27 protein-coding genes are annotated in these 23,100 nt (G+C 69.9%); 14 read left to right on the top strand and 13 right to left on the bottom strand.

The annotated features are described in order from the left end of the window. Positions 1 to 101 precede the first annotated feature (101 nt). Positions 102 to 437, top strand: coding sequence for a metal-sulfur cluster assembly factor (locus ABTW65_RS05670; protein ID WP_350659271.1), 336 nt, complete (start codon positions 102 to 104; stop codon positions 435 to 437). Between the two features lie 60 nt (positions 438 to 497). Here ABTW65_RS05670 and ABTW65_RS05665 read toward each other — a convergent pair whose 3' ends face one another. Continuing rightward, the gene (locus ABTW65_RS05665; RefSeq protein ID WP_350658972.1) at positions 498 to 839 is read right to left on the bottom strand and encodes a WhiB family transcriptional regulator; all 342 of its coding nucleotides are present in this window, start codon (positions 837 to 839) and stop codon (positions 498 to 500) included. A gap of 311 nt (positions 840 to 1,150) precedes the next feature. Between ABTW65_RS05665 and ABTW65_RS05660 the strand changes: the two genes are divergently transcribed. Genes ABTW65_RS05660 through ABTW65_RS05635 form a run of 6 tightly spaced genes read left to right on the top strand, consistent with a single transcriptional unit; the run spans position 1,151 to position 5,534 of the window. Beyond that, on the top strand, positions 1,151 to 2,416 hold the full coding sequence (locus ABTW65_RS05660) for a dicarboxylate/amino acid:cation symporter (protein ID WP_350658971.1): 1,266 nt from the start codon (positions 1,151 to 1,153) through the stop codon (positions 2,414 to 2,416). A 12-nt stretch (positions 2,417 to 2,428) separates the two neighbouring features. Then, positions 2,429 to 3,070, top strand: a complete 642-nt coding sequence (locus ABTW65_RS05655; RefSeq protein ID WP_350658970.1) for a maleylpyruvate isomerase family mycothiol-dependent enzyme — start codon at positions 2,429 to 2,431, stop codon at positions 3,068 to 3,070. Between the two features lie 20 nt (positions 3,071 to 3,090). Continuing rightward, complete coding sequence (locus tag ABTW65_RS05650; RefSeq protein WP_350658969.1) at positions 3,091 to 3,939, top strand: GNAT family N-acetyltransferase; 849 nt, start codon at positions 3,091 to 3,093, stop codon at positions 3,937 to 3,939. Between the two features lie 25 nt (positions 3,940 to 3,964). Continuing rightward, positions 3,965 to 4,510, top strand: coding sequence for an ASCH domain-containing protein (locus ABTW65_RS05645; protein WP_350658968.1), 546 nt, complete (start codon positions 3,965 to 3,967; stop codon positions 4,508 to 4,510). Positions 4,511 to 4,547: 37 nt separating this feature from the next. Then, positions 4,548 to 4,910 (top strand): MmcQ/YjbR family DNA-binding protein, encoded by a 363-nt coding sequence (locus ABTW65_RS05640; RefSeq protein ID WP_350658967.1) that lies wholly within the window; start codon positions 4,548 to 4,550, stop codon positions 4,908 to 4,910. 9 nt (positions 4,911 to 4,919) lie between these two features. Continuing rightward, entirely contained in the window at positions 4,920 to 5,534 is a 615-nt protein-coding gene (locus ABTW65_RS05635; RefSeq protein WP_350658966.1) for an acVLRF1 family peptidyl-tRNA hydrolase, read from the top strand. Between the two features lie 10 nt (positions 5,535 to 5,544). On the opposite strand, the gene ABTW65_RS05630 is transcribed toward ABTW65_RS05635, so the two are convergent. Then, positions 5,545 to 5,973 carry a hypothetical protein gene (locus ABTW65_RS05630; RefSeq protein WP_350658965.1) on the bottom strand — a complete coding sequence of 143 codons (429 nt, stop codon included), beginning with the start codon at positions 5,971 to 5,973 and terminating at the stop codon, positions 5,545 to 5,547. A gap of 102 nt (positions 5,974 to 6,075) precedes the next feature. Here ABTW65_RS05630 and ABTW65_RS05625 point away from each other — a divergent pair, with 102 nt between their 5' ends. Beyond that, positions 6,076 to 6,993, top strand: a complete 918-nt coding sequence (locus ABTW65_RS05625; RefSeq protein ID WP_350658964.1) for a phosphotransferase — start codon at positions 6,076 to 6,078, stop codon at positions 6,991 to 6,993. A gap of 121 nt (positions 6,994 to 7,114) precedes the next feature. Here the strand turns inward: ABTW65_RS05625 and ypfJ are convergent, their stop codons facing one another. Further along, a complete protein-coding gene (gene ypfJ / locus ABTW65_RS05620; RefSeq protein WP_350658963.1) occupies positions 7,115 to 8,071 on the bottom strand; it encodes a KPN_02809 family neutral zinc metallopeptidase in 957 nt (318 codons plus the stop codon). A 63-nt stretch (positions 8,072 to 8,134) separates the two neighbouring features. Between ypfJ and ABTW65_RS05615 the strand changes: the two genes are divergently transcribed. Then, the gene (locus tag ABTW65_RS05615; RefSeq protein WP_350658962.1) at positions 8,135 to 9,733 is read left to right on the top strand and encodes an ABC-F family ATP-binding cassette domain-containing protein; all 1,599 of its coding nucleotides are present in this window, start codon (positions 8,135 to 8,137) and stop codon (positions 9,731 to 9,733) included. Between the two features lie 7 nt (positions 9,734 to 9,740). Here ABTW65_RS05615 and ABTW65_RS05610 read toward each other — a convergent pair whose 3' ends face one another. Genes ABTW65_RS05610 through ABTW65_RS05590 form a run of 5 tightly spaced genes read right to left on the bottom strand, consistent with a single transcriptional unit; the run spans position 9,741 to position 13,889 of the window. Beyond that, entirely contained in the window at positions 9,741 to 10,973 is a 1,233-nt protein-coding gene (locus ABTW65_RS05610) for a cytochrome P450 family protein (RefSeq protein WP_350658960.1), read from the bottom strand. Between the two features lie 32 nt (positions 10,974 to 11,005). Beyond that, on the bottom strand, positions 11,006 to 11,623 hold the full coding sequence (locus tag ABTW65_RS05605) for a GTP-binding protein (protein WP_350658959.1): 618 nt from the start codon (positions 11,621 to 11,623) through the stop codon (positions 11,006 to 11,008). After that, complete coding sequence (locus ABTW65_RS05600) at positions 11,604 to 11,963, bottom strand: DUF742 domain-containing protein (protein ID WP_350658958.1); 360 nt, start codon at positions 11,961 to 11,963, stop codon at positions 11,604 to 11,606. The genes ABTW65_RS05605 and ABTW65_RS05600 overlap by 20 nt, the downstream gene beginning before the upstream one ends. Positions 11,964 to 11,977: 14 nt before the next feature. Continuing rightward, entirely contained in the window at positions 11,978 to 12,364 is a 387-nt protein-coding gene (locus tag ABTW65_RS05595) for a roadblock/LC7 domain-containing protein (protein WP_160022665.1), read from the bottom strand. After that, the gene (locus ABTW65_RS05590) at positions 12,354 to 13,889 is read right to left on the bottom strand and encodes an ATP-binding protein (RefSeq protein WP_350658957.1); all 1,536 of its coding nucleotides are present in this window, start codon (positions 13,887 to 13,889) and stop codon (positions 12,354 to 12,356) included. The genes ABTW65_RS05595 and ABTW65_RS05590 overlap by 11 nt, the downstream gene beginning before the upstream one ends. Before the next feature lie 229 nt (positions 13,890 to 14,118). On the opposite strand from ABTW65_RS05590, the gene ABTW65_RS05585 reads away from it, so the two are divergent. Next, positions 14,119 to 16,002, top strand: a complete 1,884-nt coding sequence (locus tag ABTW65_RS05585) for an ABC transporter ATP-binding protein (protein WP_350659270.1) — start codon at positions 14,119 to 14,121, stop codon at positions 16,000 to 16,002. Positions 16,003 to 16,006: 4 nt separating this feature from the next. Here ABTW65_RS05585 and ABTW65_RS05580 read toward each other — a convergent pair whose 3' ends face one another. Continuing rightward, entirely contained in the window at positions 16,007 to 16,894 is an 888-nt protein-coding gene (locus ABTW65_RS05580) for an SURF1 family cytochrome oxidase biogenesis protein (protein ID WP_350658956.1), read from the bottom strand. A 66-nt stretch (positions 16,895 to 16,960) separates the two neighbouring features. On the opposite strand from ABTW65_RS05580, the gene moaA reads away from it, so the two are divergent. Further along, positions 16,961 to 17,980, top strand: a complete 1,020-nt coding sequence (gene moaA / locus ABTW65_RS05575) for a GTP 3',8-cyclase MoaA (protein ID WP_350658955.1) — start codon at positions 16,961 to 16,963, stop codon at positions 17,978 to 17,980. Between the two features lie 100 nt (positions 17,981 to 18,080). Here the strand turns inward: moaA and ABTW65_RS05570 are convergent, their stop codons facing one another. The 3 genes from ABTW65_RS05570 to ABTW65_RS05560 are packed head-to-tail and all read right to left on the bottom strand — an operon-like array spanning position 18,081 to position 19,561. Then, positions 18,081 to 19,019 carry a nucleoside hydrolase gene (locus ABTW65_RS05570; RefSeq protein ID WP_350658954.1) on the bottom strand — a complete coding sequence of 313 codons (939 nt, stop codon included), beginning with the start codon at positions 19,017 to 19,019 and terminating at the stop codon, positions 18,081 to 18,083. Between the two features lie 24 nt (positions 19,020 to 19,043). Beyond that, positions 19,044 to 19,238 (bottom strand): acetone carboxylase, encoded by a 195-nt coding sequence (locus ABTW65_RS05565; protein ID WP_141805036.1) that lies wholly within the window; start codon positions 19,236 to 19,238, stop codon positions 19,044 to 19,046. Beyond that, a complete protein-coding gene (locus tag ABTW65_RS05560; RefSeq protein WP_350658953.1) occupies positions 19,238 to 19,561 on the bottom strand; it encodes a DUF3099 domain-containing protein in 324 nt (107 codons plus the stop codon). Before ABTW65_RS05560 ends, ABTW65_RS05565 begins: the two co-directional genes overlap by 1 nt. 140 nt (positions 19,562 to 19,701) lie before the next feature. Between ABTW65_RS05560 and fabG the strand changes: the two genes are divergently transcribed. Genes fabG through ABTW65_RS05545 form a run of 3 tightly spaced genes read left to right on the top strand, consistent with a single transcriptional unit; the run spans position 19,702 to position 21,742 of the window. After that, on the top strand, positions 19,702 to 20,442 hold the full coding sequence (gene fabG / locus ABTW65_RS05555; protein WP_350658952.1) for a 3-oxoacyl-ACP reductase FabG: 741 nt from the start codon (positions 19,702 to 19,704) through the stop codon (positions 20,440 to 20,442). 2 nt (positions 20,443 to 20,444) lie between these two features. Continuing rightward, positions 20,445 to 21,218: an enoyl-ACP reductase FabI gene (gene fabI, locus ABTW65_RS05550; RefSeq protein ID WP_350658951.1), complete on the top strand. Its 774-nt coding sequence runs from the start codon at positions 20,445 to 20,447 to the stop codon at positions 21,216 to 21,218. A 17-nt stretch (positions 21,219 to 21,235) separates the two neighbouring features. Next, positions 21,236 to 21,742, top strand: a complete 507-nt coding sequence (locus ABTW65_RS05545; protein ID WP_350658950.1) for a SixA phosphatase family protein — start codon at positions 21,236 to 21,238, stop codon at positions 21,740 to 21,742. Between the two features lie 108 nt (positions 21,743 to 21,850). On the opposite strand, the gene serB is transcribed toward ABTW65_RS05545, so the two are convergent. Further along, positions 21,851 to 23,095 (bottom strand): phosphoserine phosphatase SerB, encoded by a 1,245-nt coding sequence (gene serB, locus ABTW65_RS05540; protein WP_141805032.1) that lies wholly within the window; start codon positions 23,093 to 23,095, stop codon positions 21,851 to 21,853. Between the last annotated feature and the right edge of the window lie 5 nt (positions 23,096 to 23,100).

Raw genomic sequence — 23,100 nt, 5'->3', positions numbered from 1 at the left:
ACGACCACGCGGGTCACGACCATGCGGGTCACGACCACTCCGGTCATGACCACTCGGGCCACGGCCATGGCCACGGTCACGAGGCCCCGGAGTGGCAGGGGATGCGTACGTCCACGGTCGAGGGCGCGAGCCTGAAGATCGAGGACGTCGAAGAGGCGATGAAGGACGTCGTCGACCCCGAGCTCGGCATCAACGTCGTCGACCTGGGCCTGATCTACGGCCTGCACATCGAGGACCAGTCCAACGTGGTCATCGACATGACGCTGACCTCTGCCGCCTGCCCGCTGACCGACGTCATCCAGGACCAGACCTCGCAGGCCCTGGAGGGCATGGTCAATGACGTCCACATCAACTGGGTCTGGATGCCGCCGTGGGGCCCGGACAAGATCACCCCCGACGGCCGCGAGATGCTGCGCGCGCTCGGGTTCAACGTCTGAGGGTTTCGCCCGACGTGGAGTCCTGAGGTCACTGGGTGACCTCAGGACTCCCACGTCATTTCAGGCGACGCTTCTAGCCCTCGCGATAGCTTCCTGGCTGCGCTTGTAGGGCTTCCGTCCTGGAGTTCTGGGAGTGTCCCGAGGTTTGCCGCTCTCCAGGAGCACACCGCCCCAGACTCCCCACTCCCTCCGGGCGGTCCCGAGTTCGAGGCAGGTCTGCCGCATCGGGCACTCGGCGCAGACCTGCTGCGCCTCGGCGAGCTGGGTGAGGTCCTCGGGATGAAAGAGCTCCGGGTCCTCGCCCACGCAGGCCCACTCGTCGGTCCGGGGAGTCGGGTGCTTCAGCGTCAGCTCGTAGGTCTTCGAGCTGTTGCCCTCTCCGAAGAGTGTGATGATCTCCATCTCGTTCACCTCCTGGTGATGCTGCTGGACATGAGAAAGGGCCGCTTCCGATTCGATCGGAGCGGCCCTGGTGGATGCGGTGAGCACCTACGTTCGTTGCGGCTCCGAGCGCGCAAACTCCACGTCCTGGACCGGTCGGCCCAGGTGCTTGCAGATCGTGGTCTCGCGCATGACATCAATGGTATTCACCCCGCCCCAGCCGGGACCACTGGTTTGTCGCGGGAAACGTGCCGGTGACGACGGCTTAACCGGCGGCGTACGCGGCCTCGTTAGCGTCCGGGGAGCCACGTCCCCGACGCTTAGGAGACCCGATGAAGGTCTTGAAGTCCCCGGCCGTCCTGATCCTCGTCGGCGCGGTCGCCGGCATCGTCTTCGGCCTGGTGGTGGGGGAGTGGGCGGCGAACCTCAAGTTCGTCGGTGACATCTTCATCCGGCTGATCCAGATGGCGATCGTCCCGCTGGTCGCCTCGTCGGTGATCGTCGCGACGGGCACGATGACGGGGGCGGGCGCCGGCAGGCTGGCCGGGGCGACCTTCGGCTGGATGCTGGGGTTCGCGGTGGTCGCCGCCTTCGTCGGCTGGGGGCTGGCGGAGCTGATCCAGCCGGGCTCGGGGATGCGCTATGACGGCGAGCTCGACCCGACCCTGACCGACTCGGCCGCGGCGACCGCGGTCGGGTGGCAGCAGACGGTGACGAGCTTCGTCTCCACCAACGTGGTCGAGGCGATGGCCACCGGCGCGATGGTGCCGATCATCGTCTTCGCCCTGATCTTCGGCCTCGCGCTCAACCGCTACACCGCGATGAACGGCCCGACCGTCGTGCTCACCTTCTTCGAGCAGATCCAGGCGATCGTCCTGCTGATGATCAGGTACGTCATGTTCCTGGCGCCTATCGGCGTCTTCTGCCTCCTCGCCGACCTCGCCGGCCGCGTCGGCTTCGCGGTCGTCACCACCGCGCTCGCCTACCTGGGCGCGACCCTTGCCGGCGTCGTGATCATCTCCGCGCTCTACGTCGTCGTGGTCGTCGCCGTCACTCGGCTCAACCCGCTGCGCCTGCCCGCGAAGCTCGCCGAGCAGACCGTCGTGGCGATCACCACGACTTCGTCGGCGGTCACCTTCCCGACGGTGCTGAAGAACGCGGTCGAGAAGTTCGGGATCTCGAAGCGGGTCGCGGACTTCACCCTTTGCCTGGGGATGACGATGGGCTCGTGCGGCGCGGTGCTCAACTACACGATCGTGGTGCTCTTCCTCGCCCAGGCCTCCGGCGTCTCGCTCTCCCCGGGCGACATCGCGCTCGGGATGGCACTGGCGGTGCTGCTCAACATCGGCACGATCACGGTGCCCGGCGGGTTCCCGGTCGTCGCCATCTTCCTGGCCACGTCCCTGGACCTGCCCATCGAGGCCGCCGGGCTGCTCATCGCCGTGGACTGGTTCACCGGCATCCTGCGTACGTTCCTCAACGTGAACGGAGACACCATGGTCGCCCTGCTGGTCGCACACGGCGTGGATGAGATCGACCGGGACGTGTACGCCGGGACGAAGCCGGTCGTGGAGCCTGTCGCGGAGGCTGCGGCCTGACACGATGGAGGCATGGACGTAGCCGCCCGCACCGCAGCCAACCGCCGCCTGCTCGCCGACTTCTTCGACGGTCTCGACGAGTCCCAGCTGGAGACCCAGAGCCTCTGCTCGGCCTGGACGGTGCGGGAGGTGCTGGGTCACAGCGCGATGCCGTTCTCGGTCGGGATCGGGCGGCTGCTGTGGCGCACGCTGCTGGCCCGAGGCTCCATCGACCGGGCCGCCGCCGCGATCGCCGAGGAGCAGGCGCGACGGCCGGTCGCCGAGCTGACCGGGCTGCTGAGGACGTACGCCACCAAGCGGGTGCCGGCGCCCGGGGTCGGTCCGATGGGGCAGTTCACCGACCACTGCATCCATCTGCGTGACTGTGCCCGGCCGCTCGGTCTCGAGACCGACGTCCCGCTCGAGGACTGGCGCGCGGTGCTCGACTGGCTGCCGACCAAGCAGGCCTCGCTCGGGGTGGTCCCGGCCGGGCGGCTCGACGGGCTAGCCCTGCGTGCGACCGACCAGGACTGGTCCTGGACCCCGGCCGACGGGCCGGGCGCGGAGGTCGCCGGCCCCAGCGAGGCCCTCGCGATGGCGCTCTCCGGGCGGTCGGTCGCGCTGACCGATCTCGACGGGCCGGGGCTGGCGACGTTGCGGGAGCGTCTCGGCTGACCCGGGTAGGCTCCGCGGACGTGGAGGCTCCTGGTCGGATCTGGTTCGGGTACATCGCCGCTGTGGGGATCGCGGTGATCGGGCTGTTCACCCTCGACCCGCTGGCGTTCGGCCTGGCCGGGGCCGTGCTGGTCGCGACGGTGCTGGGGGAGTGGTACCGCGGTCGCCAGACCGCGCTCGCCGCCGCTGCCCTGGAAGCCGTCGACCTTGCGGACCTGGTCTCCCGGTGGGCCCGCGGCTGGGCCTACGCACGCGGCTTCCCGCGCCCCGCCGCGGTGCCTGGAGGCGTACGCGTCGAGGTGGGGGAGACCGGGCGCCGGGTCGAGTGGGTGGCGACCGACGACGCGGACACGCTCGCCGGGCTCGTCGACACCGCCCGGGCCACGCCCGAGGCGTGGTTGTCGGTGGTGACCGACTCGCCCGCGGGCGTACGTCCGTGGTTCGCCGAGGCCGGACTGGCCGCCAACGATGGCGACGAGGCGCTGATGTCGATACTCCTCGCCGACCACGGGTCCCGGGCTGTCCCGGAGGGCTATCGTGCCGAGGCGGAGCGCGACGGCGGCGTCATCACGGTGACGGTCAGGGCAGGCGAGACCGTCGCGGCCAGCGGGCGGATCGCCGTCATCGGCGCCGACGCCGTCGCCGACCGCGTTCAGACCGACCCCGACCACCGACGCCGCGGTCTCGGCGGCGCGGTGATGAGCCTGCTAGTCGCGGCGGCCCGGGAGACCGGTGCGGTCCATGGCCTTCTCGTCGCCAGCGAGCTGGGTGAGCCCCTCTACGCCGGCCTCGGCTGGCGCGTCGAGGCCCGTCTGGTGACCGCGCGATCAGCCACGCCGCGTACCTCCGTGGAGTCCCGGCACGGGTAGCGCCAACTGTGGTTGAGTGTCGCCTATGAGTGACGCCGCGATCCCTGAGCCTGATGCCCCTGTGTCCGACTCCCAGCAGGAGGCTGACGTCGCCGCGTTCTGGGAGGACGTGAAGCACCACGCCCACCTCAGCGCCGCTCCGGGCTACTTCGGGGCATCGCCGCTGGAGGCGCTGCAGCCGCCGGCCTGGGCCTTCGGAGGTACGCCGGAGCAGTCCAACGAGCTTCTCGAGCTCGTCCTCGAGGGTGCGAAGACCGCGACCGCCTCCGCGATGTGGGACTACGAGGCCGCCGAGGAGCCCATCCCGACCGTCGGCACCCTCGGCATCGTCCTCGACGGCGACGGCCACCCGCGCGCCCTCGTCGTGACGACCGCGGTCGACGTGGTGCCGTTCGACGAGGTCTCCGCCGAGCACGCCCGGGCCGAGGGTGAGGGCGACGGCTCTCTCGAGCACTGGCGCGAGGTCCACGAGCGCTTCTTCACCGAGGAGGCCGGCCACGACCGTGGCTTCGCCCTGGACATGCCAGTCGTCCTGGAGCGCTTCGAGCTCGTGTGGCCGAAGCCTGAGTGATCGAGCGAAGTCATCCGAGAAGTCGGATGATGGGTGCATGACACCGACCGAGCTGACCGAGAGGGTGCGGGAGATCTGCCTCGGGTTCCCGGAGAGCGCTGAGCGGGTGACCCACGGGTCGCCCGGCTTCTTCGTGAAGAAGCAGTTCGTGATGCTGTGGCCGCAGGGGCATCACGGGCGCGACGAGCCGCATCTGTGGGCGGCTGCCGCGGCGGGGGTGCAGGCCGAGGTCGTCGGTGATGACCCCGAGCGGTTCTTCGTGCCTCCCTACGTCGGTGGGCGCGGCTGGGTCGGGATGCGGCTCGACCGTGACGTCGACTGGGGCGAGGTCGCCGAGATCTGCGAGGACGCCTATCGCCAGATCGCGCCGCCTCGGCTGCTGCGTGGCCTGGACCGGTAGCGTACGGACATGCCCAACGTCGCCGTCCCGGTCGCTCGGATCCACCGTTGGGTCGACAACTTCGCCGCGCGCCACGGTGAGACCCGGCTCGCGGTCGACTCCGGAGCGCTGACCGGTGCCGCGGCCGACAGCTCGTCATTCATCGCGGCGCTGCCGTTCGAGAAGACGTACGCCGGGCCGGCCGAGGTCGAGGCGTTCATCGCCGCCTCGGCGGCCCCGCAGGACTGGGGCCTCCTGCTGGTGCGCAAGGGCGGCTTCGCGATCGCCCGGATGAGCGGCGGCGAGATCGTCGACCACAAGATCGGGCGGCGGCACGTCCAGGGGAAGACCAAGGCGGGCGGTTGGAGCCAGCAGCGCTTCGCCCGGCGCCGCGCCAACCAGGCCAGTGCTGCGTACGAGGCGGCGGCCGAGCACGCCGCCCGGATCCTCGACGGGCTACGAGGCCCGCTCGTCACCGGCGGCGACCACGGCGGTGTCGACGACGTACTCGGGGACCGGCGGCTTCAAGCGCTCACGGTGACCGGACCGTGGCTGGCCGTTCAGGACCCCAACCGCGCGGTGCTCGATCAGGCGATCGAGGACGCCCAGAAGGTGCGTATCGAGGTCCTCAACGCGGACAGCTGACGCCTCAGCGTCAGGGGAGCTGCCAGACTCCCGGCGAACCCTTGACCATCGAGCCGTCGGTCAGGAGTGTCTGGCGGGCGCGTCGCGCCGCGTAGCGCCAGCGGAGCTCGCCTTCCGGGGTGGTCTCGAAGTCGCCCGGGAGAAGGCTGTCGGCCAGCTGGCTCTCGAGCTCGTCGAGGACAGCGTCGGCGGACATCGAGCCGCCCGCGTTCTCGAGGATCTCGAGGATGAGCGGCGCGAAGGCGGCAGGCGGGGTCCACTTGCGGGGAGCGGACTTGGTGACGACCTTCGGCGCGGCGGCCGTCGAGCTCGTCGTGGTCTTGCGCACCCGGGTTGTCGGCTTCTTCACTGGAGCCGGAGCGGGCGGGGCCGGGGGCCGCCCATGGATGCACTGTGACTTCGGCAGGTCACACAGCTCGCAGTAGTCAGTCTCGGACATCGGCTCAACCATATCGGCCCCAGGATCAAACTCAGCATCCCGTCGTCGCATCCCGGCGGTGAGTGCCGTTGCGACCTGCGAAGATGCGCTACTTTGGCAAGCATGTGGCAGCCCGACCCAGGGTGGCTCGTCCTTCCCGGCGGCACCGGACCCTCCACGCTGGGGGTCTGGCGCACCGCTGTGGGCGAGGAGCAGGAGCCGGTCGTGGTCAAGCGGCTCGGGCAGCCGGGGTCGTACGATCCGGCCGAGCTGAGCCGCCGACGCCATTTCGCCTACTGGCGGCGGGCGGCCGACGTTGCCACCTCGGGGCTCATCGACGACACTCCCGGCATGATCGGCGCGCGTACGAGCGTCGCCGAGGACGCGGAGGGCATCACCCTGACCACCGAGTGGGTCGAGGACGCCGCCAACTCCGGTCTCTTCGCGGCGCTCTCGATGGGCCGCTTCGCAGGCGCAGACCTGGGCGAGGCGCGCTGGCTGGCGCGCGACCAGTTCCGCGACCGGATCGCGCGGGTGGAGTACAACGGCGGCTGGCCGACCATGATGCGTACGACCGCCGCGGACATCGCCCACACCCTCTGGGAGCGGCGCGGGCGCTTCACCAACCTCCTCGACGAGCTGCCCCAGGTCGCCCAGCACGGCGACCCGGCGCCGCAGAACCTCCTCGGCCGCACCGACGATGGCGAGCGGCTGATCGCGATCGACTGGTCGAGCCTCGGGCACGGCCCCGTCGGTGGCGACCTCGGGCTCTACCTGCTGCATGCCCGGGAGTCGTTCGAGCCGCTGCTGGAGGCGTACGTCCTGGGGCTGCCCGCCGGCATCGCGACGCGCGACGAGGTGACCCTCGGGGCGCAGATCAGCGCCGTCTACACCGCGCTGAGCCGCGCCGAGTGGGCACTGAGTCGGATCAAGCCGGGGGAGGGACCGCTGCTCGCGAAGTTCCGCCACCCCGCGGTCGCGCCCCACCTGCGGACCCTGCAGAAGCAGGCTCCGCTGGTGGAGGCGCTGCTCGAGATGTGAGCTCGCCGCAGTCTCAGGTGTCACATCCGCAACACCGCTCAGGCAATGCCTGCACTTCTCAGGTGTTGCAATGCCCGAGAAGTGCAGGGATACCCGGTTAACCGGGTATCCCTGCCCGGGCCTACGGGTTGTCCAGATCCCGAGCCTTGAAGGTGTCGCAGCCGGCGATCGAGTCGGGGGTGGTCATGCCCTTCCGGAACCAGGCGATCCGCTGCTCGGAGGAGCCGTGGGTGAACGAGGAGGTGTCCACGCGGCCGGTCGTGCGGGACTGGATGTGGTCGTCGCCGACGGTCTTGGCGGCGTCGATGCCCTCGGTGATGTCCTGGTCGGAGATGTCGACGATGAACCCGTCACCTTCCGCGGCGGCGGTCCACATGCCGGCGTAGCAGTCGGCCTGCAGCTCGAGGCGTACCGCGTCGGAGTCGGGGCCCTGCTGGGTGCGCACCTGGCCCATGGTGCCGAGCAGGTTCTGGATGTGGTGGCCGTACTCGTGGGCGAGTACGTAGGCGCGTACGAAGGTGGTGTCCTGCCCGCCGAGCTGCTCGAAGATGGAGTCGAAGAAGGTCGGATCGAGGTAGATGGTCTGGTCGGCCGGGCAGTAGAACGGCCCGACGGAGCTCGACGCGGAGCCGCAGCCGCCGGTCTGGACCTGGTCGGTGAAGATGTGGACCGACTGCTCGGGCTGGAACCGGCCGGCGAGGTCGCGCTGAGAGTCCCAGTAGCCGGTCATCGAGTTCTCCAGCGCTACGAACGCGCAGTTCTCGTCGTTGTTGGCGTCTTCGCCGGTCCGGCACGAGCCGAAGTCGCCGGTCTCGCCGCCGTCGGCCGCCTGCATGCCGCCGAAGGTGCCGGTGCCGACGGATGTGGAGCCTCCGCTGTCGCCGAGGACCTGCGGTCCGACGCCGGTGCACTGGGTGATGAGGAAGAAGAGCAGCAGCACGATGACCGTGCCGATGCCACCGCTGGCCTTGCCGCCGGGGATCGGGATCCGGCCGCCACCTCCGCCGCCGAACCCGCCACCGCCACCGCCGCCGGAGGTCCGGCTGGTGTCGAGTCTGGCCTTCGGGTTGAACCGCATCTTGTCCCCCTGGAGGTGGTGATGTGTGAGGCCGAGTGCCTCGCCCATACACTAGTGACGGAGATGATCACTGCCCATGACCTAGAAGTCCGCGTCGGCGCCAGACTTTTGATGGATAACGTCACATTCCGAGTCGGACCCGGCGACAAGGTCGGGCTCGTAGGCCGCAACGGCGCTGGGAAGACGACCCTGACGAAGGTGCTCGCCGGCGACCACCTGCCTGCCTCCGGAACGGTGTCCAACACCGGTGAGATCGGCTATCTGCCCCAGGACCCGCGGGTCGGCGATCCCGAGGTGATCGCCAAGGACCGGATCCTGTCCGCGCGCGGGATCGACGATGCCGTACGCCGCATGCGGATCGCCGAGGAGGAGATGGGCTCCGAGGATCCGAAGGTGCGCGAGAAGGCGATGAAGCGCTACCAGCGCGCCCACGACGAGCTCGACGCGGGCGGTGGCTACGCCGCCGAGACCGAGGCCCTGCAGATCGCCCAGTCGCTCGGCATCCCCGACCGGATCATGACCCAGCCGCTCAAGACGCTCTCCGGTGGTCAACGACGCCGGGTGGAGCTGGCGCGCATCCTGTTCTCGTCCGCCGAGGTGCTGATCCTCGACGAGCCGACCAACCACCTCGATGCCGATTCGATCATCTGGCTGCGCGACTGGATGAAGTCCTACAAGGGCGGCTTCATCGTGATCTCCCACGACAACGACCTGCTCGCCCAGACGGTCAACAAGGTCTTCCACCTCGACGGCAACCGCGAGGTGATCGACATCTACAACATGCCGTGGAAGCAGTACCTGACCCAGCGCGAGACCGACGAGGCCCGGCGCAAGCGCGAGCTGATGAACGCGCAGAACAAGGCCAAGACGCTCACCGACCAGGCCAACAAGATGCGCGCCAAGGCCACCAAGGCGACCGCCGCGCAGAGCATGCTCAAGCGCGCCGAGAAGATCATGGCCGGCGTCGAAGGGGAGCGGCAGCAGGAGAAGGTCGCCGCGATCAAGTTCCCCTCACCCGCGCCGTCCGGCAAGACCCCGCTCACCGCCAACGACCTGTCGAAGTCCTACGGTGCGCTCGAGGTCTTCACCGCCGTCGACCTCGCCATCGACCGCGGCACCCGCGTGGTCATCCTCGGGCTCAACGGCGCCGGCAAGACGACGATGCTGCGCATCCTGGCCGGCGTCGACCAGCCCGACACCGGGCAGGTCGTACCGGGTCACGGGCTCAAGGTCGGCTACTACGCCCAGGAGCACGAAACCCTCGACACCAAGCGGTCGGTGCTGCAGAACATGCAGTCCGCGGCGCCGCAGCTCACCGACACCGAGGCGCGAACCGTGCTGGGTGCGTTCCTCTTCAGCGGCGACGACGTGCACAAGCCGGCCGGGGTGCTCTCCGGCGGCGAGAAGACCCGGCTGGCCCTGGCCTCCCTGGTCGTCTCCGCGGCCAACGTGCTCCTGCTCGACGAGCCCACCAACAACCTCGACCCGGCCTCCCGGGAGGAGGTGCTCAACGCGATCCGCCGCTACGAGGGCGCGATCGTGCTGGTCACCCACGACGAGGGCGCCGTGCACGCGCTGGAGCCCGACAAGGTGCTCATCCTCCCCGACGGTGTCGAGGACCTGTGGAACGAGGAGTACGCCGACCTGGTCTCGCTCGCGTAGCGATCGATCAGGTCAGCGTGCGGACGAACGTCACCGGCATCGACGTCGGGTAGCGGTAGGAGAGCGAGTCGGTGTTGCGCTCGACCTGGTCGGCCGGCACCGCGAGGGAGACCTCGGGGAGGCGCTCCAGGACGGTGCGTACGGCCGCCTGCACGATGATCGTGCCCGGCCGCTGGGCGGGGCAGGAGTGCGGGCCGGCGCTCCACGACATGTGGGCGCGGTTGCCGATCTCCAGCCACGGGTCGCCGCCGGTCATCAGCGGGTCGGCGTTGGCCGCCGCGATGCACGGCACCACGGCGTCGCCCTTGCGGATCAGCTGACCGCCGAGCTCGACGTCGCGCAGCGCGAACCGCGGGGTGATGTTGTAGCACGGTGGGTCGCGCCACATGACCTCCTCGATCGCCTGGTCGACGTCGAGGCGGCCGCCGCGCAGCCGGCCGGCGAAACGCTCGTCGGAGAGCATGAGCAGCAGGGTCTGGGTGATGGTCGCGATGGTCAGCTCGTTGCCGGCGATGATCATCACGATCATCGCCTCCATGACCTCGTTGTCGTCCCACAGGCCGGGGTCGTCGATCAGGTGCGAGGTGAGGTCGTCCTGGGGGTCCCGGCGGCGCTTGGCGATGTGGTCGACGATCTCCACGGCGAGCTCGATGACCCCCTCCTGGGCGAGCTGGCCGCCACCGAGGACCTTGTGGGCGGCCTTCCGCATCGAGTCACCGACCTCGTGGCCCATGCCGAACATCGCGGCGACCGAGAGCAGCGGGATCAGGACGGCGTACTCCTGAACCAGATCGGCCTCGCCGCGCTCGAGCATGTCGTCGACGAGGTCGTTGCAGATACCGCGTACCTGCGCGGCGTAGCCGTGCTCGTCGACCCGCGAGAGGGCCCGGTCGACCGGCGAGCGCAGCCGCCGGCGCAGCTCTCCGTCGTTGTGGAAGGAGTTCTGCCGGGTGGTCACGAAGGGGTAGATCGGCATGTCCGGCAGGATCTTGCCCTCCTGCACCGCGCTCCAGTTGTCGCCGTTGCGGGAGAAGACCTCCTCGTTGCGGATGACCTCGCTGAACTCGGCGTAGCCCATCGCGAACCAGAGGCGTACGCCCGGGGAGAGCTCGCCCGGGGCGACCGGACCCCACTCGGCCCGGAGCCGTTGGTGCACCTCTCTCGCCTGCGGGCCGACGGTGTCGGGGGCTTGGACGAGGTCGGTGAGGTCGGCGAGACGTACGGTGCGGGTGGGAGTCATGGCGATGGTGCCTGTTCGGTCGTGGGTCGGGATCAGTGCGTCTTCAGGGCGTGGCGCACGAGCGCGGCGAGCGCTCGGACGCAGGCGTTGCGGTTCTTGGCGTTGCACACCACGATCGGCGTCTCGTCATCGAGGTCGAGCGCCGTGCGGATCTGGTCGGGCTCGTAGTTCGGCGCGCCGGGGAACTGGTTGATCGCGACCACGAACGGCAGGGACGTACGCGTCTCGAGCTGGTCCAGCACCTCGAAGGAGTCGGCCAGCCGGCGGGTGTCGACCAGGACCAGGGCACCGGCGGCGCCCTCGGCGAGGCCGGACCACAGGTCCCAGAAGCGGCGCTGCCCGGGGGTGCCGAACAGGTAGAGCGCGATCTCGTCGGTCAGGGTGATCCGGCCGAAGTCCATCGCGACCGTGGTCGTCGTCTTCTCCGGGGTCGCGGCGACCTCGTCGATCCCCTCGCTGGCCTGGGTGATCGTCTCCTCCGTGCGCAGCGGCTCGATCTCGCTGACCGAGCCGATCAGCGTGGTCTTGCCGACTCCGAAGGAGCCGACCACCAAGATCTTGACCGACTCGACGACCGTCGGCGCCAGATAGTGCTGATCGCTTCGGGCTCCGCTTCGGCCGTGGTTACCGTCAGAGGTGGTTGAGAGCATGCAGGACCTTCTGGAGGGTTTCGCGGGAGGGGCCGGCGGCGGTGTCGCTGTCGGGGCGTACGCCGATCAGGCCGGCGTCGATCATGTCCGAGGCGATCACGGCCAGGACACTGACCGGCTGGCCGAGGTGGACGGCCATCTCGGCCATGGAGATCACGCCGAGGCACTGGGAGAGGACCTCGCGCTCCTGACGGCCCACCGACGAGTCCGTGGCGGCGGGGCTGGTGTGGCCGATCAGGAGCGTCGCCGGCGTCAGCCGATGGGTCGGGCGGGCGCGACCGCCTGTCCGGACGTAGGACCGGATCGGGTGGTCGACGTAGTCGTCAGAAGCGTCGGGCATCGGCTCGGATCGGCTCAGATCGAGCGTCTCGGGGTGCTCATCGCGCGTTCGCCGAGCATCAGGACGGTCGCCTGCATCTGCTGGGCGACCAGCGCCGGGTCGATGCTCATCTCGGTGACCACCGCGAGGCGGGAGCCGTCACCGGCGCCACGGATGAACAGGAAGCCGCCGTTGAACTCGACCATCACCTGACGGGGGTGGGCGTCGGCGCCGAACTGGCGGCTGATCCCGTGGCCGAGCGAGGTCAGGCCGGCGCACGCCGCGGCCAGCTTGTCGGCCTCCTCGCGCGGGGTGTGGCTCGTGCGGACCCGGACGAGCCCGTCGGCGGAGAGGACCACGACATGACGTACGCCGCGTACTCCCGCGACCAGCTCCAGCATCCAGCTGTTCTCATCGGTCATGGTTCCTCCAGTGGTTCTCGGGTGCGGAATCGGTCTCCGCGGCGGTGCTGCCGTCCTTGTCGACGGCCTGGTGCGGGATGGTCGTGCCGGCCGCGGGTGTGGCCGGGGTGCTGAGGAAGCTGCTCATCCAGGCGCCCGCCTGCTCGGCGGTCGGCTCGGGTCGCGCTGGGATGGGCTGGCTCGCCGCGAGCTGCTGTCCGGTCGCGAAGCGCTGGCCGCGCTTCGAGCGGCGCTGCGGCAGGCCGTCGGAGGTGAACAGCGACGGCTCGCGCTGCTCGTGGTCCGGCACGGGATCGGGCGCTTTCGCGTTGCTGTAGACGGGCCAGGCGGGCGTCGTCGGCGGCGTGGTCGTCGGGGCTGGTGCCTTCGGCGCCTTCGTCAGAAGTGCGGCGGGGACGGGGGTCGAGGTCGGCGTACGCGGCGCGACCGGCTCGAGCGCGGCCGGGCTCAACGGCGTGGTCATCGCCTCGGGGACCAGCACGGCGACCCGCAGGCCACCGTGGACGGACTCGGTCAGGTCGACGCGGAACCCGTGGCGGCGTACGTAGGTGCCGACCACCGCCAGGCCGGTCTGCGGGATCTCGCCGAGGTCGTGCAGGCGAACCTGCCGGGTGCCCGAGGCGATCTCACGCATCCAGGCCAGGTTGGTCTCGTCCATGCCGACGCCCGCGTCGTCGATCTCGAGGGCCGCCCCGCGGCGTACGGAACGGATCGTGACCAGCACCTCCGTCGCCGGCGGCGAGGACTGGGTCGCGTTGGCGAGGAGTTCGGCGACGAGGTGGATCAGCGGCTCGACGTAGGCACCCTGGACCGCGATCGGCGGGTCGCCCTCCACCCGGACGCGGCGGTAGGCGGTGATCCGCCCGGCCGCGCCGCGTACGACATCGGCGATCGCGAGCGGGTCACGCCAGTGCTGCCCCGGCTGCTCCCCGCACAGCGTGGCGATGCTCTGTGCCAGCCGCGCCTGCTGCGCCGCCGCGTGGTCGACCCGCATCCCCGCCTCGAGCACGTCCGGCTCGGCCGGGAACTTGGCCACCATCCGCGTCGACTCCTCCTGGATCCGGTGCGCCGACGCCTGCACCTTGCGAGACAGCGACAACACCGCCACCCGCATCCCGGCATCCCCACCCCTCCCTGCCGAGACGTCAGGTACGTCGGCCGAGACGTCAGGTACGTCGGCCGAGACGTCAGGTACGTCGGTCGAAGCGTCACTCGCGTCGGTCGAGGTGTCATCCGGTGACGCGTCGGCCGACGTACCTGACGCTTCGGCCTGCGCGCCTGACGCCTCGACCGACGGGGGTGACGCTTCGGCAGGGGCCTGCGCGGGGGCGGGGTCGTAGGCCATCGCGGTGAGCCACAGGGTGAGGGCGACGACGGGTACGCCGGCGACGATCCAGCGCCAGAACCACTGGTCACCGGAGGCGGTGACGAAGATGACGGGGGAGAGCGCGACGAAGAGGAGGATCGCGGTACTGCAGAACCATGGACCGGCTCGGTGGAGTCGGGCCAGGAGTGGTCGGGTCATGTCAGGGCACCTGGTGTGGGGGTGAACAGTCAGGGCATGAACCCGCGGGTTCAGGGCAGTCTGGATGAATCCTGATCCAGCCCCCGGAGACCGGCGCACACACGCGCTCCACTTCATACCACCAACAGAGCGCTTGGTCACCTACCCGAGGTGATTTTGACCATATTTCGACGAAGCATCCCAAAGCGGCCGAATGGGGCCGGGCGACTAAAGTGACGGGGTGTCACAAATGGGTCCAGGCTTCGGTGCTAGCGGCGGGGCGATGGGCGGCGGCGGAATCATGCGCAACCTGCGCGCCGACCGGACGGTTCTCCAGCGCGGGTTGCCGAAGGGCACGCTGAAGCGCGTCATCTCGTACGCCGGGCCTCACCGGGCCCTGATCAGCGCGTTCCTGGTGTTCACGGTCTTCGACGCCGCGCTCGTGGTGGTGACCCCGCTGCTGACCCAGCGCCTCATCGACGACGGTGTGCTCGAGCAGAACGTCTCGCTGGTGGTCTGGCTGGCCGCGGCGATGGCGGTGGTCGCCGTGGTCGACATGGGATTCGGGATCGTCTCGGGATGGCTCTCGACCCGCATCGGCGAGGGACTCATCTTCGACCTGCGCACCCAGGTCTTCGGCCATGTCCAACGCCAGTCGCTGGCCTTCTTCACCCGGGCGCAGACAGGCGCACTGGTGAGCCGCCTGAACACCGACGTGCTCGGCGCGCAGCGGGCCTTCACCTCGACACTCTCCAACAGCGTCTCCAACCTGATCTCGCTGGTCGTGGTCGGCGCGGCGATGCTGGTGCTGTCGTGGCAGGTGACGCTGATGTGCGTCGCGCTGTTCCCGATCCTGTTCCTGACCTCGCGCTGGGTCGGGCGCCGGCTGGCCGGCCTGACCCGAGAGCAGATGGACGGCAACGCGGCGCTGGCGACCACGATGACCGAGCGGTTCAACGTCGGCGGGGCCCTGCTGCTCAAGCTCTTCGGCCGCCGCGAGGAGGAGGACGTCGCCTTCGCCCAGCGCGCGGATGTCGTACGCCGCCTGGGGATCCGCATCGCGCTGCTGACTCGCCTGTTCGGGGCGACCATGCAGGTCGTCCCGGCGCTGGCGACCGCGCTGGTCTACGGCGTCGGCGGCTGGATGGTGATCAACGGCGACGTCACGCTCGGCACCCTGACCGCGCTCGGTCTGTTGCTAGTGAGGCTGCTGGGGCCGCTACAGGCGCTCTCCAACGTACGCATCGACGTGATGACCGCGCTGGTCAGCTTCGACCGCGTCTTCGAGGTCCTCGACCTGCCTTCGCTGATCAAGGAGAAGCCGGACGCGGTCGAGGTGCCGGCCGACGCCGCGTCTGTGCGGTTCCGCCATGTCGCCTTCACCTACCCGCGTGCCGACGAGGTCTCTCTCGCCTCCCTCGAGACCATCGCGCGCCCGGAGAGCCGAGAGGTGCGAGAGGTGCTGACCGACATCGACTTCGTGGCCGAGCCGGGGGAGATGGTCGCTCTGGTCGGACCCTCCGGTGCCGGGAAGTCGACGATCACCCACCTGATCGCACGGCTCTACGACGTACGCACCGGGTCGGTCGAGGTCGGCGGCCTCGACGTACGCGACGTGACCCTGGAGTCGCTCGAGGCCGCGGTCGGCTACGTGACCCAGGACGCCCACATGTTCCACGACACGGTGCGCGGAAACCTGCTCTACGCCCGCCCCGGCGCCTCCGACGACGACATCTGGGCCGCCCTCGAGGCGGCTCAGGTCGCGGGCGTCATCAAGGCCCTCCCGGACGGTCTCGACACCGTCGTCGGCGACCGCGGCTACCGGCTCTCCGGTGGCGAGCGCCAGCGGCTCGCGATCGCCCGCCTGCTGCTGAAGGCGCCCCACATCGTCGTGCTCGACGAGGCCACCGCCCACCTCGACTCCGAGTCCGAGGCCGCCGTGCAGACCGCTCTGGACGCCGCGCTGGAGGGACGTACCTCCATCGTCATCGCCCACCGGCTCTCCACCATCCGCGCCGCCGACCGCATCCTCGTCGTCGAGGACGGACGGGTCGTGGAGTCGGGCACCCACGAGTCGCTGCTCGCCGCCGGCGGGCTCTACGCGGAGCTCTACGAGACGCAGTTCCGCCGGTAGGCGGTCAGCTCTTCCCGCTGCGGTCCTTCTCGTACGCAGCCTGGTAGGCCGCCTTCACGGCCTGCTTCTGGGCGAGCTTGGCGGCCTTCTTGCGGCTGCGCTCATCGGCCGGCTCATCGCCGTCGGCGGTGTCATCGGCTGGTGCAGGGGCGTCCTGGTGCTGGGTGCGCCGCTCGTCGTACATCAGGTAGAAGAACCCGGCGATGGCCAGGACCCCGAAGAACCACCACTGCAGCCCGTAGAAGAAGTGGGGGCCGTTGTCGAGCTCGGGAAGGTCGGCCTGGCGCAGCTGGGTGGCCGGCTCCGGGGACTCGGTGTCGAGGTGGAGCCAGCCGGTCAGGAGCGGCTCGTCGACCACCTTGGCGACCTGGGCCGAGGAGAGCGCGCGGGTGGCGTGGTAGCCGTCGACCCGGGCGACGTCGGTGGAGTCGCCGGTGCCGTCGGCGCGTACCCAGCCGGTGATCGTGACCTCACCCGAGGGCGGCGCCGGGAGGTCCTCGAACTGGTCCTGCGACTCGGTCTGGAGCCAGCCGCGATCGACGAGCACCGCGTTGCCGTCGGCGAGCACCAGCGGGACGACGATGTCGACACCCTTCGCGTCGTCGGGGGTGCGGTAGCGCCAGATGATCGTGTCGTCGACCGCGTACATCCCGGTCGCGGACACCCGCCGCCACTCGTCCTTCTCAGCGACCTTCTCGCCCGGGGCGAGTACGTCGGAGACGGGCGCGGGCTCGGCGTCCTCATTGGCGCGGACGATCTGGTTGCTGGCCTTGCGGTCCTCGAGACGGTCGAACTGCCACTGGCCCAGCCACCAGGTCCCGTAGGCCAGGATCAGGACGAACACCGTGAAACCGGCCCAGCGACGGCTGAGCAGGAAACGGAACGAACTCACCGTATGAGACTAACTGGCATGCGGTCGTTGCTCACGTTCTGGGTCGCGGCTGCCTAGACTGGTGTGATGAGGACCTCCCCGACAGATCTGACCCAGCAGAGGCTCGTCGACCGGTTCGACCGGGTCGCGACAGATCTGCGGGTCTCTCTGACCGACCGCTGCAACCTGCGGTGCACCTATTGCATGCCTGCGGAAGGGCTCGACTGGCTGCCCGGCGACGAGGTGCTCACCGACGACGAGGTGGTGCGGCTGATCGGTGTGGCCACCGGTCGGCTCGGGGTCCGCGAGGTGCGGTTCACCGGTGGGGAGCCGCTGGTGCGGCGTGGGCTGGTCTCGATCATTGCGCGCACTCGCGAGGTCGCTCCCGAGGCGGAGCTCTCGATCACGACCAACGCGCTGGGGCTGGCCAAGATGGCCGGGGCCCTGGCCGAGGCCGGGCTCGACCGGGTCAACGTTTCGCTGGACTCGATCCGGGCCGAGACCTTCGCGGAGATCACCCGCCGCGACCGGCTGGCCGACGTGGTCGCCGGGCTGGAGGCGGCGGCAGACGCCGGCCTGGGCCCGGTCAAGATCAACGCGGTCCTGCTGCGGGGAGTCAACGACGACCAGGCCGCCGAGCTGCTCGGCTGGTCGGTCGAGCGTGGCTACGAGCTGCGGTTCATCGAGCAGATGCCTCTCGACGCCCAGCACGGCTGGTCGCGCGACAAGATGGTGACCGCCGACGAGACCCTCGCGGCGCTGTCTGCGGCCTTCGAGCTGACTCCGGCGGAGGAGCCCCGCGGCAGCGCCCCCGCCGAGCTCTTCCACGTCGACGGCGGCCCGGCCAAGGTCGGCATCATCGCCTCCGTCACCCGCCCCTTCTGCGGCGACTGCGACCGGGTCCGCCTCACCGCCGACGGCCAGGTGCGCGACTGTCTGTTCGCGCGCTCCGAGTCGGACCTGCGTACGCCTCTTCGCGCCGGCGCCTCCGACGCCGACCTCGCCGCCCGGTGGGTCACCGCCATGGCCGGCAAGCGCGCCGGTCACGGCATCGACGACCTCGGCTTCCTGCAGCCCGACCGCCCGATGTCCGCCATCGGCGGCTGACCCCCAGCCGAGACGTCACCCGCGTCGGCCGAGTTGGCAGCGCGGTAACGGCTCGGCCGACGGGGGTGACGCCTCGGCCGACCTGGGTGACGCCTCGGCTTCAGGAGCCGACGCGGTCGAGGGCGTCGAGGACGAGGTCCCAGTAGCCCTCGACGTCGAGGGTGATCGCGACCTGGGCGTTGGGTGGCTCGTCGAGGCGGCCGTGCAGGTCGACGACGGTGGCGCCGCGGGTCCAACGGCCATCGGTCTCGGCGGCCACGAAGGACTTGTGCCAGGTGATCAGGCCGGGGTCGACGAGGGCGGCGATGGTGCAGGGGTCGTGGACCGGGGGAGCGGCGAAGTCGAAGACGTCGGAGTAGGTGCCGCCGAAGAAGCCCATCAGGTCGGCGCACGCCCGGCCGACCGGATGATCCATCGCCCGCATCCGCGCGACGACCTCGGGAGTGGCCAGTGCCTGGTGGGACAGGTTGAGCCCGACCATCCGGATCGGGTGGCCGCTGGTGAGGACGAGGTCGAGCGCCTCGGGGTCGGCGTGCGCGTTGAACTCGGCGGCCGGCGTGGTGTTGCCGCGCTCGGTCGAGCCGCCCATGAAGACGATCTCGGCGATCTTCGGGCCGACCTCGGGATGGTCGCGCAGCAGGACCGCGACGTTGGTGATCGGTCCGGTGGCGACGACGCTGACGGGGTCCGGGGCGGCCAGGAGGGACGTACGCAGGAACTCGACCGCTCCGAGCGAAACCGGCGCAGCGAGCGGCTCGGGAAGGTCGGGCCCGTCGATCCCGGTCGCACCGTGGATGAAGTCGCCGATGTGGATCTCTCCGGCCAGCGGCCCGGCGGCTCCGGTGGCGACCGGGACATCAGGTCGGTTCGCCAGCGCCAGGATCCGCTGGGCGTTGTAGGTCGCCTTCTCCACGCGGCAGTTGCCGAAAGTGGTGGTGATGCCGAGCAGGTCGATGTGGGGGCTGCCCAGGGCCAGCAGGATCGCGATGGCATCGTCGTGGCCGGGGTCGCAGTCGAGGAGCACAGGGATCGGGTTCATCGCACGACCTCTCCGAGAGAACGGCTAGTGAGGGACGACGTCCTTGAGGAATCCACGCGCTCCCAGGAAGTCGCTGAGCGACTCCTTGTGCGTCTCGCACGCGAGCCAGATCTTACGCCGATCGGCCGTGTGGATCTTGGGATTGTTCCACTGCAGCTCCCACGAACCGGCGTCCTGGCAGCCCTTGGCCGAGCACAGGTCGGAGTCGAGCGCGCCCATCAGTCCTCGTCCTTCTCACGCAGCTGCTGCTCGCGTCCGCTGGAGAGCTGGCGCGGGCCGTAGGGCGAGTCCATCAGGTTCATCTCGTCGCTCTTGGTGTTGGTCGCGTTGGCCATGACGACCGCGACGTAGGGCAGGATCAGCGCCCCCGCGATCAGGATCGGCCACAGCCAGCCGATGCCGGCCAGACCAGCGATGACGGCACCGATGAAGCACAGCGAACGGATCGACATCGAGATGGCGTAGCGCTTCTGGCGCATTGCGATGTCCTCGGCGCGGCTACGGCCGGCGGTGGTGATCCTGATGGGTTGCGCCTTGGACATATCGCCAGTCTAGGTCGTGGCTGATCGCACCCGGTCAATGGTGTGGTCCCAACAGGGGCGCTCCGAAGGACCTTGGAGGGTTCTCACAAGCAAATCCAAGGCATTGGTCGTACGCCGAAGTAATCGCTACCGTCGCGCCTGTGACTGACAGTGAAAACCCCACAAGGCAGAGTCCATCGCCGGCGCCTCGCTCGGTGCTCGTCACCGGCGGAAGCCGCGGCATCGGCCGGGCGATCGCCGAGGCCTTCGTGGCCAACGGCGACAAGGTGGCCGTGACCTCCCGCAAGGGCGGGGCTCCGGAAGGGGCTCTGGACCTGGTGTGTGACATCACCGACCCGGCCGCGGTCGATGAGGCGTACGCCGCGGCCGAGGCCGCCCACGGACCGGTCGAGGTCCTCGTCGCCAATGCCGGGATCACGAAGGACACTCTCGTGCTCCGGATGTCGGAGGAGGACTTCACGTCCGTGATCGACACCAACCTGACCGCGTCCTTCCGGCTCGCCAAGCGTGCCTCGAAGGGCATGCTGCGGCTGCGCCGCGGGCGGATCATCTTCATCTCCTCGGTCGTCGGGCTGATGGGCAACCCGGGCCAGGTCAACTACGCGGCGTCGAAGGCCGGGCTGGTCGGGATGGCCCGCTCGCTCGCGCGTGAGCTCGGCTCGCGGGGGATCACCGCCAACGTGGTCGCGCCTGGTTTCGTGGAGACCGAGATGACCGCGGTGCTCACCGATGAGCAGCAGAAGGCGATCACGGACCGGGTGCCGCTGGGGCGCTACGCGTCACCGGACGAGGTGGCCTCGGCCGTGACGTGGTTGGCTGATGCGGGTTATGTGACCGGGGCCGTGATCCCGGTCGACGGCGGACTTGGAATGGGGCACTGATCATGGGTTTGTTGGACGGCAAGACTGTTCTCGTCGCTGGGGTCACGATGGACTCCTCGATCGGTTTCGCGGTGGCCAAGGTCGCCCAGGAGCAGGGCGCCCGCGTCCTGATCTCCAACTTCGGACGCGCACTGTCGATCACCAAGCGGATCGCCAAGCGGCTCCCGGAGGAGCCGCCGGTGCTCGACCTCGACGTGACCAACCAGGAGCACCTCGACGGCCTCGCCGACGCGCTCCGTGCCGAGGGTGTCGAGCGGCTCGACGGGGTCGTGCACTCGATCGCGTACGGCAACCCCGAGACGCTCCTCGGCGGCAAGTTCCTCGACGGCCCCTGGGAGGACGTCTCCCAGGCGGTCCAGGTCAGCGCCTACTCGTTGAAGTCGCTCGCGATGGCGACCCGCCCGCTCCTGTCTCCGGGCTCGTCGATCGTGGGGCTGACCTTCGACGCGACTATCGCCTGGCCGGCGTACGACTGGATGGGTGTCGCCAAGGCCGCGCTCGAGTCGACCTCGCGCTACCTAGCCCGTGATCTCGGTCCCGACGGGATCCGCTGCAACCTCGTCTCCGCGGGGCCGCTCAAGACCCTCGCCGCCAAGGCGATCCCGGGCTTCGAGGAGCTCGACGAGGGCTGGGGCAGCCGGGCGCCGCTGGGCTGGGACAACACCGACCAGGGCCCGACCGCGAAGGCCGTCTGCGCGCTGATCTCGGACTTCTTCCCGGCGACCACCGGCGAGATCATTCATGTCGACGGGGGCTATCACTCGCTGGGTGCGTGAGGCCATAGGGTTGCCGCATGCGGACCCTTGTCATCATGCGGCACGCCAAGGCCGAGACGTCGGCACCCACCGACTACGAGCGGCAGCTGACCGAGCGCGGCCATGCCGACGCGGTCGCAGCGGGGGCGTGGCTGGCCGAGCAGGGCGTGGTCCCGGACTACGTGCTGGTCTCGGCGGCCGACCGCGCCACCCAGACCTGGGAAGACGTCGCGCTCGGGGCGTCGTGGGACCTGACGCTGGCCGAGTACGACCAGGGTCTGTACGCCGCCGGCACCTCCACCGCCCTCGACCTCGTCCGCGGGGTCGATGACGGCATCTCGACGGTCGTGGTGATCGGTCACAACCCGACCGTGTTCTCGCTCGTGCAGCTCCTGGACGACGGCGAGGGTGACGACGAGGCCGGCAACGAGCTCGCCCTCGGCTTCCCGACCGCTGCCGTCGCGGTGCTCACCTACGACGGCGACTGGTCCGAGCTCGACGAGGCCGAGGCCTCCGTCACCGCCTTCCACGTCGCCCGCGCCTGACTTCACGCCGAGTCGGCGCAGACTGACGAGAAATCCCGCCGAGTCGGCTCGTCAAGACGAGCCGACTCGGCGGGGTTTTCGGTCAGAACGAGCCGACTCGGCAGGCGCTCAGATGAGGGGCGGGGCGGGGGTGACGATGCCGGCTTCGGCGTCAGCGGCCTCGATCTCCTCGCGGGAGATCCCGAGGAGATACATGATCGTGTCGAGGTAGGGGACGTTGATGGCGGTCCCGGCGGCCGAACGTACGGCGGGCTTGGCGTTGTAGGCGATGCCGAGGCCGGCGGCGGCGAGCATGTCGAGGTCGTTGGCGCCGTCGCCGATGGCGACGGTGGCGGCCTCGGGGATGCCGATCTCGGCGGCGAACTCACGGAGCGCACGTGCCTTGCCGGCCCGGTCGACGACCTCCCCGACGACCTCGCCGGTGAGCACGCCGTCGACGATCTCGAGCTCGTTGGCGCGGGCGTAGTGGATGCCGAGGTCGGCCGCCAACCGGTCGGTGATCTGGGAGAACCCGCCCGAGACGATGGCAAAGCGGTAGCCGAGGCGGCGCAGGGTGCGGACCATCGTCCGCGCCCCCGGGTTGAGCTGCAGCCCGGCGTACACCTCGTCCAAAGCGGTCGCGGGGACACCCTTGAGATACTTCACCCGGCCCCGGAGCGACTCCTCGAAGTCGAGCTCGCCGCGCATGGCCGCCTCGGTGACCGAGGCGACCTCCTTCTCGTAGCCAGCGTGGGCGGCGATCATCTCGATCACCTCGCCGTCGATCAGCGTCGAGTCGACATCCATGACGATCAGGCGCATGCCGCGGCGGACCAGGTTTGCGGGCTGCACGGCGATGTCGACGCCCTGGGCGGCGGCCTCGGCCGCCAGCGTCACCCGCAGCTCGTCTGGGGAGGCGCCGGAGACGTGCAGGTCGAAGGCGGTGACCGGGTAGCGGGCCAGCCGGATGATGCGGTCGATGTTGCCGCCGGCCGAGGCGATCGTACGTGTCACGGACGCGAGCGCGGCCGCCTTCAACGGCAGCCCCAGCACGGTCACCCGGGCGCGGTCGGACGGCTCGCGCGGGGTGTCGCCGACGCCCTCCTCGATCTCGACGGTCATGTCGAGGGCGTGGGCGGTCTCCTCGATCGCGTGCTTGAGCGCGTCGGTGCTCGCCGCGTCGGCAGGGGCGGTCACCAGGAGACCGAGCACGAGCCGCGCGCGCAGCACGATCTGCTCCAGGTCGACCACGTCGACCCCCGCCAACGCGAGCGTCGCCAAGGTGGCCGAGGTCAACCCGGGACGGTCATTTCCGGCGAGGGTGATCAGCAGGGTGTCGGGACGGCGCTCGAGCGCGTCGAATTCCTCGGTCATCTCTG

Origin of the sequence: Nocardioides sp. NPDC127503 (genome assembly GCF_040302165.1) — a bacterium.
Classification (GTDB): Bacteria; Actinomycetota; Actinomycetes; order Propionibacteriales; family Nocardioidaceae; genus Nocardioides.
The sequence above is the reverse complement of the archived record's forward strand: the minus strand, read 5'-3'. Positions and strand labels throughout refer to the sequence as shown.

Excerpts from the sequence above, each read along its gene's own strand:
- ABTW65_RS05670 (WP_350659271.1), top strand. The coding sequence starts at position 102 with ATGCGTACGTCCACGGTCGAGGGCGCGAGCCTGAAGATCGAGGACGTC.
- ABTW65_RS05665 (WP_350658972.1), bottom strand. The coding sequence starts at position 839 with ATGGAGATCATCACACTCTTCGGAGAGGGCAACAGCTCGAAGACCTAC.
- ABTW65_RS05660 (WP_350658971.1), top strand. The coding sequence starts at position 1,151 with ATGAAGGTCTTGAAGTCCCCGGCCGTCCTGATCCTCGTCGGCGCGGTC.
- ABTW65_RS05655 (WP_350658970.1), top strand. The coding sequence starts at position 2,429 with ATGGACGTAGCCGCCCGCACCGCAGCCAACCGCCGCCTGCTCGCCGAC.
- ABTW65_RS05645 (WP_350658968.1), top strand. The coding sequence starts at position 3,965 with ATGAGTGACGCCGCGATCCCTGAGCCTGATGCCCCTGTGTCCGACTCC.
- ABTW65_RS05640 (WP_350658967.1), top strand. The coding sequence starts at position 4,548 with ATGACACCGACCGAGCTGACCGAGAGGGTGCGGGAGATCTGCCTCGGG.
- ABTW65_RS05635 (WP_350658966.1), top strand. The coding sequence starts at position 4,920 with ATGCCCAACGTCGCCGTCCCGGTCGCTCGGATCCACCGTTGGGTCGAC.
- ABTW65_RS05630 (WP_350658965.1), bottom strand. The coding sequence starts at position 5,973 with ATGTCCGAGACTGACTACTGCGAGCTGTGTGACCTGCCGAAGTCACAG.
- ABTW65_RS05625 (WP_350658964.1), top strand. The coding sequence starts at position 6,076 with ATGTGGCAGCCCGACCCAGGGTGGCTCGTCCTTCCCGGCGGCACCGGA.
- ypfJ (WP_350658963.1), bottom strand. The coding sequence starts at position 8,071 with ATGCGGTTCAACCCGAAGGCCAGACTCGACACCAGCCGGACCTCCGGC.
- ABTW65_RS05615 (WP_350658962.1), top strand. The coding sequence starts at position 8,135 with ATGATCACTGCCCATGACCTAGAAGTCCGCGTCGGCGCCAGACTTTTG.
- ABTW65_RS05610 (WP_350658960.1), bottom strand. The coding sequence starts at position 10,973 with ATGACTCCCACCCGCACCGTACGTCTCGCCGACCTCACCGACCTCGTC.
- ABTW65_RS05605 (WP_350658959.1), bottom strand. The coding sequence starts at position 11,623 with ATGCTCTCAACCACCTCTGACGGTAACCACGGCCGAAGCGGAGCCCGA.
- ABTW65_RS05600 (WP_350658958.1), bottom strand. The coding sequence starts at position 11,963 with ATGCCCGACGCTTCTGACGACTACGTCGACCACCCGATCCGGTCCTAC.
- ABTW65_RS05595 (WP_160022665.1), bottom strand. The coding sequence starts at position 12,364 with ATGACCGATGAGAACAGCTGGATGCTGGAGCTGGTCGCGGGAGTACGC.
- ABTW65_RS05590 (WP_350658957.1), bottom strand. The coding sequence starts at position 13,889 with ATGACCCGACCACTCCTGGCCCGACTCCACCGAGCCGGTCCATGGTTC.
- ABTW65_RS05585 (WP_350659270.1), top strand. The coding sequence starts at position 14,119 with ATGGGTCCAGGCTTCGGTGCTAGCGGCGGGGCGATGGGCGGCGGCGGA.
- moaA (WP_350658955.1), top strand. The coding sequence starts at position 16,961 with ATGAGGACCTCCCCGACAGATCTGACCCAGCAGAGGCTCGTCGACCGG.
- ABTW65_RS05570 (WP_350658954.1), bottom strand. The coding sequence starts at position 19,019 with ATGAACCCGATCCCTGTGCTCCTCGACTGCGACCCCGGCCACGACGAT.
- ABTW65_RS05565 (WP_141805036.1), bottom strand. The coding sequence starts at position 19,238 with ATGGGCGCGCTCGACTCCGACCTGTGCTCGGCCAAGGGCTGCCAGGAC.
- ABTW65_RS05560 (WP_350658953.1), bottom strand. The coding sequence starts at position 19,561 with ATGTCCAAGGCGCAACCCATCAGGATCACCACCGCCGGCCGTAGCCGC.
- fabI (WP_350658951.1), top strand. The coding sequence starts at position 20,445 with ATGGGTTTGTTGGACGGCAAGACTGTTCTCGTCGCTGGGGTCACGATG.
- ABTW65_RS05545 (WP_350658950.1), top strand. The coding sequence starts at position 21,236 with ATGCGGACCCTTGTCATCATGCGGCACGCCAAGGCCGAGACGTCGGCA.
- serB (WP_141805032.1), bottom strand. The coding sequence starts at position 23,095 with ATGACCGAGGAATTCGACGCGCTCGAGCGCCGTCCCGACACCCTGCTG.